Origin of the sequence: Enterobacter sp. KB-221C9, from assembly GCF_041320715.1 — a bacterium.
Lineage (GTDB): Bacteria > Pseudomonadota > Gammaproteobacteria > Enterobacterales > Enterobacteriaceae > Enterobacter > Enterobacter asburiae_D.
This window is the reverse complement of the sequence record NZ_JBGIWG010000012.1, coordinates 35,997-48,562: the sequence shown is the minus strand read 5'-3', so window position 1 is coordinate 48,562 and position 12,566 is coordinate 35,997. Positions and strand designations below refer to the sequence as shown.

Here is a 12,566-nt window from a genome sequence, read left to right as displayed (position 1 = left end):
CGCCCCGGCCTGATTCTGAAATACTTATCTTTTTATTATGCGCGCAGTTTGACGTCGATAGCGTCCTGCGCGCGGGTGCTGCGTTGGGAATCCTGGCTGTGCTGACGGCCTGATACGTCCAGAACTTCCTGGTTATTCACCAGCTCACCGAGGGTGATGTTGTTCAGGAAGCCGGTCAGACGGTCGCTCAGATCGCGCCACAGCGCGTGGGTCAGGCATTTATCGCCGCCCTGACAGCCGCCTTTACCCTGGCAACGGGTCGCGTCAACGGATTCGTCAACTGCGCTAATCACTTCGCCAACCGCAATACTGCCCGCGTCTTTACCCAGCAGATAACCGCCGCCTGGGCCACGAACGCTGGAAACCAGTCCATTTTTACGCAGTCTGGAGAACAGCTGTTCCAGATAAGAGAGGGAGATCCCTTGTCGTTCAGAAATATCAGCCAACGGAACCGGGCCCGCTTCGGAGTTGAGCGCAACGTCCAGCATCGCGGTCACGGCATAACGCCCTTTAGATGTCAGTCTCATGTCTTACTTAACCTCAAACTCGCCCCTGCCCGGGGTTTTTTATAGTAAAATGGGGTATTGCATAGCAGGGCCAAGTCTGACATTCCTGACTAAAATGGTCAACTATTTACTTGACTGTTTTAGTCAGGTATTTAACCTTCCGTGCCGTTTTACCTGGGTGCGGCCTGATGCCCTCACCCCGGCCCTCTCCCACGGGGAGAGGGAGAAAACAAACCGGCACTATTCCTTATTCTTCTGCTCAATCGACGCCAGAATTCCGCGCAGGATGTTCAGCTCCTGGCTTTCCGGGCGCGCGCGGGTAAACATACGGCGCAGCTTGTTCATTACCTGGCCCGGGTGGCCTTCACGGATAAAGCCGGTTGAAAGCAGCGTCTGCTCCAGGTGACCGTAGAAGCGCTCAAGATCGTCCACCAGCGGGTAGGCCGTCTCTTCTTTCGGTTCGACCGGTTTCTCCTGCGTCGCCAGCCATGCCATACGCACTTCATAGGCGATAACCTGCACCGCCATCGCCAGGTTCAGCGAGCTGTATTCCGGGTTAGCCGCGATGGCAACGTGATAGTGGCACTTCTGCAGCTCGTCGTTGGTCAGGCCAACGCGCTCGCGGCCAAACACCAGCGCAACCGGCGCCTGCTCCGCTTCTGAGACGCTTTTCAGGCCGCATTCGCGCGGGTCCAGCATCGGCCACGGCAGCGTGCGTGAACGCGCGCTCGTGCCAACAACGAGGCTGCAGCCGGCCAGCGCTTCGTCAAGGGTGTCGACGATCTGGGCGTTACCGATCACGTCGCTGGCACCGGCTGCCAGGGCGATGGCCTGCGAGTCTGGTTTCACCAGCGGGTTAACCAGCCACAGGTTTGTTAATCCCATGGTTTTCATAGCGCGGGCAACGGAGCCCATGTTGCCGGTGTGCGAGGTTTCGACCAGCACGATTCGAATGTTTTGCAGCATAATTTTTAATGTCTGAATTCAGCGTCTGAAGAATATTCCGGCATATTATCATAAACGGGAGACATAATCCGATCCCACTGCTATACTCTGCGCCGATTTTCCTGTTCTTTAACATCCAGTGAGAGAGACCGATGCATCCGATGCTGACCATCGCCGTGCGCGCAGCGCGCAAGGCGGGTAATGTAATTGCCAAACACTACGAAACGCCAGACTCCGTAGAAACCAGCCAGAAAGGCAGCAATGATTTCGTGACTAACGTCGATAAAGCCGCAGAAGCGATTATTATCGAAACGATCCGCAAATCTTACCCGCAGCACACCATCATCACCGAAGAAAGCGGTGAACATGAAGGTACCGATCAGGATGTTCAATGGGTTATCGATCCACTGGATGGCACCACCAACTTCGTCAAACGCCTGCCACACTTCTCTGTGTCTATCGCAGTACGCATTAAAGGCCGTACTGAAGTCGCCGTTGTTTACGATCCAATGCGTAACGAACTGTTCACCGCTACCCGCGGTCAGGGCGCACAGCTGAACGGCTACCGTCTGCGCTGCAGCAACGCACGCGATCTGGACGGCACCATCCTGGCGACCGGTTTCCCCTTCAAGGCGAAACAGCACGCGACCACCTATATGAATATCCTGGGCAAACTGTTCACCGAATGCGCGGACTTCCGCCGCACCGGTTCTGCTGCGCTGGATCTGGCCTACGTGGCGACCGGCCGCGTTGACGGTTACTTCGAGCTGTCACTGAAGCCTTGGGACTTTGCTGCGGGCGAGCTGATCGCACGTGAAGCTGGCGCGATTGTTTGCGACTTCACCGGCGGCCACAACTACATGACCACTGGCAACATCGTTGCAGGTAACCCACGCGTTGTTAAAGCCATGCTGGCAAACATGCGTGATGAACTGAGCGATGCGCTGAAGCGTTAATCCAGTTTGTTAAGCCCGGTGGCGCTACGCTTACCGGGCCTACAAAATCCTTCAGTACGCTAGAAAGGCCGCAACCCCCTTCCCACCGGCACCGCGCTCATCCACATCGTCACCGCCGCTACCAGCAGAATCACCCCGCCCGCCAGCGCAAGCGTTGTCCACCCTACCTGTCGCCACAATACCGGCGTTTTATTGCCGCTGAGTTTGACCGCCAGCTGACGGAAGCTGTGTACCAGCAGCGCTAACGACGAAATGGTGAGAGACGTTCCTGCCGCCATCGCCAGCGCAGACAGCATTCCCCAGCCGAACACGCCAATCACCTTACTGAACAGCAGCACCATGATGGCACCCGAACACGGGCGCATGCCCATCGAGAGAATAATCATCAGCCGCGCGCGCCAGTCGTCGCCGTTCTGCAACTGTTCCTGCGTGGGCAAATGCTGATGCCCGCAGCCGCAGTTTTCATCATGAACGTGGTGCGGCGTAAAGGTTTTGAATTTCGGTTTTTGCAGCAGCACGCGCAGCTTTTTCAGCGCCCTCCAGCAGAGGATCAGCCCCAGCACGCCCACCAGCGCGTAGCTCCCCTTCTCCAGCCAGAAGCTGCTCATGTGCAGCTGGCGTGCGGGAAGCTGTAACAGCGAAAGCACGACCACGACGAGCGCAATCGCCACGCCGCCCTGAAGCAGCGAGGAGGCCAGCGTCAGGCCAATACTCGATTTCAGCTTCGACGGATGTGTGGCAAGCCAGGTCGTGATCACGATTTTGCCGTGCCCCGGCCCCAGCGCGTGCAGAACGCCATAGATAAAGCTGAACGCCAGCAGGGAACCTCCCGCTTTGGTCGGGTTCTCCGCCACCGCCTTCAGCAGACCGCTCATCTGCTGGTTGACCTCACGCTGCCAGACAATGCTTTTCATCATGACCTGCGGCCAGGCCTGCCACAGCCACAGCGCGCCGCAAACGGCGAACAGCAAAAAGATCGCCAGCGGCCAAAGTTGAAGCCAGCGGCGCGGTTTCCGAACCGGAGAGGAGATCACTGACATTGTAAGGTCACCTCCTGCGCGAACTGTTTACCCAACTCCATGTCCTCAGGCGGTGCATCTTCTTTATCAAGCGAGACCGCAAAGTTCAGCGTCTCTTCGCTGGGCTTCGGGGTGTGCACGCCAATTTTGCAGTTTTTTTGCAGAGCGTCCGGCAGCCGTACGTCGCTGTCTTTGTCATAGCGCATGTCGACATAGTAGGTTGGGTCAAAGGTGGAAAAGCGGTACGTTTGCCCCGCCAGCGGCTGCGGATGCGCCAGAGGAAGCACGAACGTCAGCACCGCCTGATGCCCGTCACGCGTCATACCGTATTCCGTTGGCCGGTTAAGAAATTTGACCTTCTGCCCGTTGCGCCAGAATTCCGTGAAGTAGTGCTGGCCGAGCACGTTGGCCATCACTTCTGCCGCCAGCTTTTTCCAGATTTCGTCGCCGGGCTTCGCGTTTCCCGCATCGTAGAGCAGATCGGCCGAGGTGATTTCATCCATCGTCCAGCGCATCTTCAGGCCGCTCAGCTGCGTGCCGTCGGTGACCAGCTCCGTCTGGAGGTCAATAAAACTGTGAGGGTGTGCGCTGACGGTGAAGCCGATCGCCGCCAAAAATAACGCCATCGCACTTTGTTTAACTGTTTGCATCAATTCCTCACGTCAAAAATTCTGTGATGTTCCCCAGCAATCCTGAGTGAAAGGCCTGCCGGCGCGCTTTTCAGCGCTCATCCTTTAGCTATTCTTATCAAACATTCACACTGGATACCCGACAGATGATGACGACGCTTGAAATTCCATCTGTGCTTTCCAGTTCGCAGCGCCGCTGCCAGGTGCTTTTGATGCTTTACCTGCCCGATGCTGCCGTCACCGCACAGAGCATCATTGCTGCCAACGGGGTGGACGACGCAATGGCACGGCAAGATATAGCCGAGACGCGCGATGAAATCCAGCGCTATCACCGGCTGGATATCGTCACGCACCACGACGGCTGCTACCGGATTGAAGGCTCGGCCCTGAATCAGCGTTTATGCCTGCTGCACTGGCTGCGCCGGGCGCTGCGGCTTTGCCCGCAGTTTGTCTCGCACCAGTTTACCCCCGCATTAAAAACCGCGCTTAAACAACACGGCATTGCGCGGCCGCTTTACGACGATGCGAACCTGCGGGCGCTGATCGGCTTCTGCTCACGCAAGCTCCAGCGTCAGTTTGAATGCCGCGACGTCCAGTTTTTACAGCTCTATTTACAATACTGTCTTATTCAGCACCAGCTCGGGAACACGCCACAGTTTTCTCACGTTCAGCGCAGCTGGACCCAGTCGAGAGGGGAATATTTCACGGCCCAGGAGATCGTGCGTCACTGGAGACGGCGCGTCCCACAGGGTGCACATGGGGATGAACAGCTGTTTCTGGCGCTGCTGTTTATGATGCTCCGCACGCCCGATCCGGTGCTCGACAAACACCAGCAGGATCAGCGCTTGCGCCGGGCCATCGTGCGCATGGTCGCCCGTTTTCGCTCGCAGACCGGGATGAACTTCAGCGACGAGCAAGGGCTGACCGATCAGCTGTATATCCATCTTGCTCAGGCGCTGGACCGCTCGCTGTTTGAGATTGGCATCGACACGAGCCTGCCGGAGGAGATCCATCGTCTCTATCCCCGGCTGTTACGCACCACGAAGGAAGCACTGTTTGAGCTGGAGGCAGAATTTGGGCTGCGTTTTTCTGATGAAGAGATGAGCCTTGTCGCGGTGATTTTCGGTGCCTGGCTGATGCAGGAGACAGATCTGCATGAAAAACAGGTGATCCTGCTGACGGGAGACGATAAAGCCAGCGAGGATCTGATTGAACAGCAGCTTCGCGAGCTGACGCTGCTGCCGCTTAACATTCGCTATCTAACGCTGCAGGCTTTCCAGAAAGAGGGGGCACCGCGCGAGGCCGTGCTGGTTATCACCCCCTACCCTACTGCCCTGCCGCTGTTCTCGCCGCCGCTGATCCATGCCGTTGAGACATTGAACGCGCAGCAGCAAGAACATATTCGCGCCATGCTGGAATCATAGCGACGCGCGAGCGGCCACTTTAGGGCGAACAACGATAGCGGGTAAGGCGACAAGCGCCATCACCCAGAAGACGCCATGTCCCAGGTGCTGGTAGAGGAACCCCGCAAAGACCGTCATGATCGCGATACTGCCCCCCATTGCGACCGCCGAATAGACGGCCTGCAGGCGAATAACGTCCCCGCCCTCGCGCGCAGCGATATAGCGCATCGCCGCCAGATGACATACGGTAAAGGTGCCGCAGTGAAGAATTTGCGCCACTATCAGCCACGGCAGATCGGTCGTCCAGCCCATAATGCCCCAGCGCGCCACGCCGCACACGGCGGAAAGCAGCAGCAGGTCACGCGCGCCAAAGCGACGGAATAGCTTCTTGCTCAGGGCGAAGATAATGACTTCGGCCACCACGCCCAGCGACCACAGATAGCCCACTGCGGAAGCAGAGTATCCCGCCCCCTGCCAGTAGATGGCGCTGAACCCATAGTACGCCGCATGCGCCCCCTGAAGCAGACAGACACACGCCAGAAAACGCCAGCTTTGTGCTACCAGGCTCCGCCAGGCGGGCCAGCCGGCGCTCTCCTGATGGCGGCTTTCCCCTTGCGGCATTATCGACGGCCGCAGCAGCATGCCCAGCAGCATTGAGGCAATACCGATACTCAGCAGGGCGAGAATGGCGTGGTAATCGTAAAGGCTGACCAGTTTACCCACCAGCGCGGAGCCAATCACAAAGGCAATAGAGCCCCACAGGCGCACGCGCCCATAGTCCATGGTGATCTGCTTTTGCCAGGTGTTCGCCAGGGCATCCGTCAGCGGTACCAGCGGTGAGAAGAACAGGTTAAAGCCGACCATTACCACCATCAGCCAGGCAAACTGGTGGCTGACCCAGAAGCAGGCAACAAAGACCAGCGTCAGCAGAGCCAGAATGCGCACAGCCTTGATCAGTAGAGAGGGATCGCTAACGCGCGGGGCAATCAGCAGGCTGCCGAGGAAACGCGCCACCAGCCCGGCCCCCAGCAGGACGCCGATGGTCTCGGGGGTCAGGCCGATACCCTTGAGCCAGACGCTCCAGAAGGGCAGAAAAATACCGTAGCTAAAGAAATAGGTGAAATAACTGAGCGCCAGCCAGCGCGTGGAATGCAAGACCATGAATCCCTCCCGAAATCGAGGCCATAGTCTGGCGAGAATATAAAAATTAAGCAAGTCGATAGCCTGCTATAAATTAACGAAAAATTAACATCTTGTGCAGTCGCCTGGCTTATGGCAGGGAATGAAAATATGTATTACGTTTAAATTACTCCACTTGCAGAGGTTTTTCTGCCATGAACTCACTACGTTATTTCGATTTCGGTCAGTCACGTCACCTGCTGCTGCTGATTGGCCGCATCGCGCTTGTCGTGCTGTTTATTATCTTTGGTTATCCAAAACTGACGGGGTTTAGCGGCACCGTACAATATATGACCTCGCTGGGCGCGCCGATGCCCATGCTGGCGGCCATTATTGCGGTGGTCATGGAAGTGCCTGCCGCCATTCTGATCGTCCTGGGCTTTTTCACCCGTCCTCTCGCGGTACTGTTTGTATTCTATACCCTTGGGACGGCGGTGATTGGACACCACTACTGGGATATGACCGGAGATGCGGTCGTGCCGAATATGATTAACTTCTACAAGAATATCAGTATTGCCGGTGCCTTTATTTTGCTGGCCATTGTTGGTCCGGGCGCGATTTCCCTTGACCGGCGTTAAGCCATAAAAAAAGGCCGCAAGCGCGGCCTTTTTTATTTCTGCAAAGCAGAGGAATTATGCGTATACCGGGAAACGTGCGCAGATATCCAGAACTTTACCTTTGACGCGCTCGATTACCGCTTCGTCATTGATGTTGTCCAGAACGTCACACATCCAGCCAGCCAGCTCTTTTACTTCCGCTTCTTTAAAGCCGCGGCGAGTTACGGCCGGAGAACCGATACGGATACCGGACGTCACGAACGGGCTCTTCGGATCGTTTGGCACGCTGTTTTTGTTCACGGTGATGTTGGCGCGGCCCAGGGCAGCGTCAGCTTCTTTACCGGTCAGGTTCTTATCAACCAGATCCAGCAGGAACAGGTGGTTTTCAGTACCGCCGGATACCACTTTGTAGCCACGGTTCAGGAACACTTCCACCATTGCTTTGGCGTTCTTAGCAACCTGCTGCTGATAAACCTTGAACTCAGGCTCCATCGCTTCTTTCAGCGCTACCGCTTTCGCCGCAATAACGTGCATCAGCGGGCCGCCCTGCGCACTTGGGAACACGGCGGAGTTCAGTTTTTTGTAAAGCTCTTCGTCACCGCCTTTCGCCAGGATCAGGCCACCGCGTGGACCCGCCAGGGTTTTGTGGGTGGTGGTGGTCACAACGTGAGCGTGTGGAACCGGGTTCGGGTAAACGCCAGCGGCAATCAGGCCAGCAACGTGCGCCATGTCCACGAACAGGTAAGCACCGATGCTGTCCGCGATTTCACGCATTTTTGCCCAGTCAACGATACCGGAGTAAGCAGAGAAGCCACCGATGATCATCTTCGGTTTGTGCTCTTTAGCCTGCTTCGCCATGTCTTCGTAGTCAATTTTGCCGGACTCATCAATACCGTAAGGGATGATGTTGTACAGTTTGCCGGAGAAGTTAACCGGGGAGCCGTGAGTCAGGTGGCCGCCCTGCGCCAGGTTCATACCCAGAACGGTATCGCCCGGCTGCAGCAGCGCGGTGTAGACCGCAAAGTTAGCCTGAGAGCCAGAGTGCGGCTGCACGTTTGCGTAGTCAGCGCCAAAGAGTTCTTTCGCACGGTCGATAGCCAACTGCTCAACGATATCAACGTACTCGCAACCGCCGTAATAGCGTTTGCCCGGATAACCTTCAGCATATTTGTTGGTCAGCTGAGAACCCTGCGCCTGCATAACGCGCGGGCTGGTGTAGTTTTCGGAGGCGATCAGTTCGATGTGCTCTTCCTGACGTACTTTTTCCTGCTCCATAGCCTGCCACAGTTCGGCATCATAATCGGCAATGTTCATTTCACGCTTTAACATCCGCATCTCCTGACTCAGCTAACAAGTAAATTTTGGCCTGAAAAGGCAGTCCTGTTGGACGACGGGCAACAGTATAACTGATTAGTTCTGTGATAACAGGTCTTGACAAACGATTTTACGCAAACGTTTTCCTACGCGCCACGCAAGGGTTTGAGGAATAAAGCTCTCGCCATTTCCAGCGGATTTCTTTTCAGGTTTGTGATGCATATTTTTCATCTTGCAAAGAACCATTTACAACGCAGGGGTATTTTTTATAAGATGCATTTATAATACATCATTAAAGTCACATCAGAAGGATGCGCTCATGCTCGACGCTCAAACCATCGCTACCGTTAAAGCCACCATTCCCCTGCTGGTGGAAACCGGTCCTAAACTCACCGCCCATTTCTACGATCGCATGTTCACGCACAACCCGGAGCTCAAAGAAATTTTCAACATGAGCAACCAGCGTAACGGCGATCAGCGTGAAGCGCTGTTCAACGCCATCGCGGCCTACGCCAGCAATATTGAAAACCTGGCGGCGCTGCTGCCTGCGGTAGAGAAGATTGCGCAGAAACATACCAGCTTCCAGATCCAGCCCGAGCAGTACAACATTGTGGGTAGCCACCTGCTGGCGACGCTGGACGAGATGTTCAGCCCGGGACAGGAAGTGCTCGACGCGTGGGGTAAAGCCTACGGCGTGCTGGCAAACGTGTTTATCAACCGTGAAGCACAGATCTACAGCGAAAACGCCAGCAAGAACGGCGGCTGGGAAGGCACGCGAGCCTTCCGCATCGTTGAGAAAACCCCGCGCAGCGCATTGATTACCAGCTTTGAGTTTGAGCCGGTGGACGGACAGCCGGTTGCCGATTACCAGCCGGGCCAGTATCTGGGCGTGTGGCTGAAGCCTGAAGGCTTCCCGCATCAGGAGATCCGCCAGTATTCTCTCACCCGCAAGCCAAACGGCAAAGGCTACCGCATTGCCGTGAAGCGTGAGGACGGCGGGCAGGTCTCCAACTGGCTCCACAACGAAGCTAACGTGGGCGACGTAGTCCATCTGGCCGCGCCGGCGGGCGATTTCTTCATGGCCGTTGGAGCGAATACCCCGGTTACGCTGATCTCTGCGGGCGTCGGCCAAACGCCAATGCTGGCGATGCTCGATACGCTGGCGAAAGCAAACCACGGCGCGCAGGTCAACTGGTTCCACGCTGCGGAAAACGGTGACGTGCACGCCTTTGCGGATGAAGTGAAAACGCTCGGGGCGTCCCTGCCGCGCTTCACCGCGCACACCTGGTATCGCCTGCCGACGGATGCAGACCGCGAAGCCGCACGGTTTGACAGCGAAGGTCTGATGAATTTAAGCCAGATAGAAGGGGCGTTTAGCGCGCCGGACATGCAGTTCTACGTCTGCGGGCCGTTAGCGTTTATGCAGTATGCCGCGAAGCAGCTGGTTGAGCTGGGTGTGAACAAAGACAACATTCATTACGAATGTTTCGGGCCACATAAGGTGCTGTAATGAAAAAGCCCCTCGTTCGAGGGGCTTTTTTTTCGCCGGGCGGCGGCTGCGCCTTACCCGGCCTACAAAACCGTTGGCAATGTTAAATCGCGGCGTCGTCTTCTTCGCCGGTACGGATACGGATCACGCGCGCCACGTCAAAGACGAAGATTTTACCGTCGCCAATTTTGCCCGTCTGCGCGGTGCGGATAATGGTATCCACGCAGGTATCGACGATATCGTCGCTGACCACGATTTCAATTTTTACTTTCGGCAGAAAGTCGACCATGTACTCTGCGCCACGGTAAAGCTCGGTGTGGCCCTTCTGACGACCAAAACCTTTCACTTCCGTCACGGTCATCCCGGTGATGCCGACTTCCGCCAGCGCTTCACGCACGTCATCCAGTTTGAAAGGTTTAATAATCGCATCAATCTTTTTCATGGTGGGTCCTTAAACTCTTGCCTGTAAGCTGCCTCGTAATCGATTGCTCACAGTACCATACGGCATTACTCTTTAAAATCGTTTGCTTCCAGCTCGTGGCGCGACAGCAGCTTGTAGAACTCGGTGCGGTTGCGTCCGGCCATGCGCGCCGCGTGGGTCACATTGCCTTTGGTGATCTGCAATAGCTTGCGCAGATAGTTGAGCTCAAACTGATTCCGCGCTTCGGCAAACGTCGGCAGGGCCGTATTTTCCCCTTCCAGCGCCTGCTCCACCAGCGCATCACTGATCACCGGTGAGGAGGTCAGCGCCACGCACTGCTCAATCACGTTCACCAGCTGGCGCACGTTACCCGGCCAGCCTGCGGCCATCAGCCGCTTCATCGCATCGGTGGAAAACGCGCGCACGAACGGTTTATGGCGATCGGCCGCCTGGCGCAAAAGGTGGTTCGCCAGCAGCGGAATGTCTTCAGCACGTTCCGCCAGCGCCGGGATCTTCAGGTTCACCACGTTCAGGCGGTAGTAGAGATCTTCGCGAAACTCGTTGCGGGCCATCACTTTTGGCAGATCGCGGTGGGTGGCGGAAATAATTCGCACATTAATATCAATGTCGCGGTTGCTGCCCAGCGGGCGAACTTTTCGCTCCTGCAGCACGCGCAGCAGTTTGACCTGCAGCGGCGCGGGCATATCGCCAATCTCGTCCAGGAACAGCGTGCCGCCTTCCGCGGCCTGGAACAGCCCTTCACGGCTGCTCACCGCGCCGGTGAATGCGCCGCGGGCGTGACCAAACAGTTCAGATTCGAGCAGCTGTTCCGGAAGCGCGCCGCAGTTAATGGCGATAAAGGCGTTTTTACTGCGCGGGCTGGCGTTATGGATCGCCTGCGCCAGGATCTCTTTCCCGGTTCCGCTCTGGCCGTTGATGAGCACGCTGACGTCGGACTGCGCCACCATCCGGGCCTGTTCAAGCAGACGCAGCATAATGGGGCTGCGGGTGACGATGGACTCCCGCCACGCTTCATCCCCCGCCGGGGCGGCATGTTCCAGCGCGCTGTCGATAGCCTTATACAGCGCGTCTTTGTCCACCGGCTTGGTCAGGAAGCTGAATACCCCCTGCTGCGTCGCGGCAACCGCATCCGGGATCGACCCGTGCGCCGTCAGGATAATCACGGGCATACCCGGCTGCTGCTTCTGGATCTCAGCAAACAGCTGCAGGCCGTCCATTTCGTCCATCCGCAGGTCGCTTATCACCAGATCGATTTTCTCGCGGCTGAGGATCTTCAGCCCTTCCAGCCCGCTTTCAGCGGTCACGACGCTGTAGCCTTCACTGACCAGACGCATGCCCAGCAGCTTTAACAGCCCGGGATCGTCATCCACCAGTAAGAGATGAGCAGGTTTACGGCTCGTCATGCTTCATATCCTCTTGTTTCGGCGTATCGCTGTCCGGTGCCGCGGATGAATTCCCCGGCTGATATTTACGCGACGAGAGCTGCCTTTCGATATCGGTCAGGTTTTCCAGCTTACGCGTCGTGGTATCCAGCTCGGTACGTAAATGTTGCTGCTGTTGACGCAGCGTATCAAGCTCGGTGTCGGTTGACTGTTGCAGCTTGCTGTAGCGGGAGCGCTCTTCAGACAGCTGAAGCTGTAATGTCTGCCCGTCGCGCCAGAGCTGGTATACCGGGCGTACCTGTACGGGAAGATTGACCACAAACGTATCCAGCCGGGTCACATTGACGCGGCGTTCAACGGGCGTGATTTTCGCATCTGCGAGTAAAATCCCACGCTTGAACGCGTCCTGCCAGGTGTCGTCATCCAGCATCGCCGCCTTTGAGCGGGCGTCTACCGGCGCCAGACGCTGGGCGCAATCTATTCCACGCAGCCAGAACAGCGGGTTGCTTTCAACGTCATGTCCTGACAGGTTCCAGATGTCTTCGCAGCGGGTTGAGAGAAAATCTGCCAGCTGGTTATCGGGCCATTTATCTTCTTGTTTATCGCTAATGGCACTTTGTGGCGCATGGGAAATACACCCTGCCAGAAATAAACAGGGCAGGCTCAGGCGAAGCGTGTTGCTGGAAAATACCGCGCGTACGGCGCGGAGAAAGACGTGTGACATACTCACCAGACATAGATTCAT

Annotated in this window: 13 protein-coding genes; 4 read left to right on the top strand and 9 right to left on the bottom strand. The window is 56.6% G+C overall.

The window, feature by feature from the left end; genetic code table 11:
- Positions 1–35: 35 nt before the first annotated feature.
- Both iscR and trmJ read right to left on the bottom strand, forming a co-directional pair.
- On the bottom strand, positions 36–527 hold the full coding sequence (iscR, locus tag AB8846_RS17320; protein ID WP_024908641.1) for a Fe-S cluster assembly transcriptional regulator IscR: 492 nt from the start codon (positions 525–527) through the stop codon (positions 36–38).
- Positions 528–746: 219 nt separating this feature from the next.
- Positions 747–1,472 (bottom strand): tRNA (cytosine(32)/uridine(32)-2'-O)-methyltransferase TrmJ, encoded by a 726-nt coding sequence (gene trmJ, locus AB8846_RS17315; protein WP_023333041.1) that lies wholly within the window; start codon positions 1,470–1,472, stop codon positions 747–749.
- Between the two features lie 131 nt (positions 1,473–1,603).
- On the opposite strand from trmJ, the gene suhB reads away from it, so the two are divergent.
- Positions 1,604–2,407 (top strand): inositol-1-monophosphatase, encoded by an 804-nt coding sequence (gene suhB, locus AB8846_RS17310; protein WP_028014077.1) that lies wholly within the window; start codon positions 1,604–1,606, stop codon positions 2,405–2,407.
- 59 nt (positions 2,408–2,466) lie between these two features.
- On the opposite strand, the gene AB8846_RS17305 is transcribed toward suhB, so the two are convergent.
- The gene (locus AB8846_RS17305) at positions 2,467–3,447 is read right to left on the bottom strand and encodes a nickel/cobalt transporter (RefSeq protein WP_370733253.1); all 981 of its coding nucleotides are present in this window, start codon (positions 3,445–3,447) and stop codon (positions 2,467–2,469) included.
- Positions 3,438–4,076, bottom strand: coding sequence for a DUF1007 family protein (locus AB8846_RS17300; protein WP_370733252.1), 639 nt, complete (start codon positions 4,074–4,076; stop codon positions 3,438–3,440). The genes AB8846_RS17305 and AB8846_RS17300 overlap by 10 nt, the downstream gene beginning before the upstream one ends.
- Positions 4,077–4,201: 125 nt before the next feature.
- Here AB8846_RS17300 and csiE point away from each other — a divergent pair, with 125 nt between their 5' ends.
- The gene (csiE, locus tag AB8846_RS17295) at positions 4,202–5,479 is read left to right on the top strand and encodes a stationary phase inducible protein CsiE (protein WP_370733251.1); all 1,278 of its coding nucleotides are present in this window, start codon (positions 4,202–4,204) and stop codon (positions 5,477–5,479) included.
- On the opposite strand, the gene AB8846_RS17290 is transcribed toward csiE, so the two are convergent.
- Positions 5,474–6,619, bottom strand: a complete 1,146-nt coding sequence (locus AB8846_RS17290) for a 3-phenylpropionate MFS transporter (protein ID WP_331411568.1) — start codon at positions 6,617–6,619, stop codon at positions 5,474–5,476. The two genes, csiE and AB8846_RS17290, sit on opposite strands and share 6 nt — an antisense overlap.
- A 173-nt stretch (positions 6,620–6,792) precedes the next feature.
- Between AB8846_RS17290 and AB8846_RS17285 the strand changes: the two genes are divergently transcribed.
- Positions 6,793–7,215 (top strand): DoxX family protein, encoded by a 423-nt coding sequence (locus AB8846_RS17285; protein ID WP_063143407.1) that lies wholly within the window; start codon positions 6,793–6,795, stop codon positions 7,213–7,215.
- A gap of 54 nt (positions 7,216–7,269) precedes the next feature.
- Here AB8846_RS17285 and glyA read toward each other — a convergent pair whose 3' ends face one another.
- On the bottom strand, positions 7,270–8,523 hold the full coding sequence (glyA, locus tag AB8846_RS17280; protein WP_008502165.1) for a serine hydroxymethyltransferase: 1,254 nt from the start codon (positions 8,521–8,523) through the stop codon (positions 7,270–7,272).
- 304 nt (positions 8,524–8,827) lie between these two features.
- On the opposite strand from glyA, the gene hmpA reads away from it, so the two are divergent.
- Complete coding sequence (gene hmpA, locus AB8846_RS17275; protein WP_370733250.1) at positions 8,828–10,018, top strand: NO-inducible flavohemoprotein; 1,191 nt, start codon at positions 8,828–8,830, stop codon at positions 10,016–10,018.
- Between the two features lie 82 nt (positions 10,019–10,100).
- On the opposite strand, the gene glnB is transcribed toward hmpA, so the two are convergent.
- From glnB to qseG, 3 genes are all read right to left on the bottom strand, one after another.
- The gene (gene glnB, locus AB8846_RS17270; protein ID WP_003860685.1) at positions 10,101–10,439 is read right to left on the bottom strand and encodes a nitrogen regulatory protein P-II; all 339 of its coding nucleotides are present in this window, start codon (positions 10,437–10,439) and stop codon (positions 10,101–10,103) included.
- Between the two features lie 65 nt (positions 10,440–10,504).
- Complete coding sequence (gene glrR, locus AB8846_RS17265) at positions 10,505–11,842, bottom strand: two-component system response regulator GlrR (protein ID WP_023308835.1); 1,338 nt, start codon at positions 11,840–11,842, stop codon at positions 10,505–10,507.
- Complete coding sequence (gene qseG / locus AB8846_RS17260; RefSeq protein ID WP_370733249.1) at positions 11,829–12,566, bottom strand: two-component system QseEF-associated lipoprotein QseG; 738 nt, start codon at positions 12,564–12,566, stop codon at positions 11,829–11,831. The genes glrR and qseG overlap by 14 nt, the downstream gene beginning before the upstream one ends.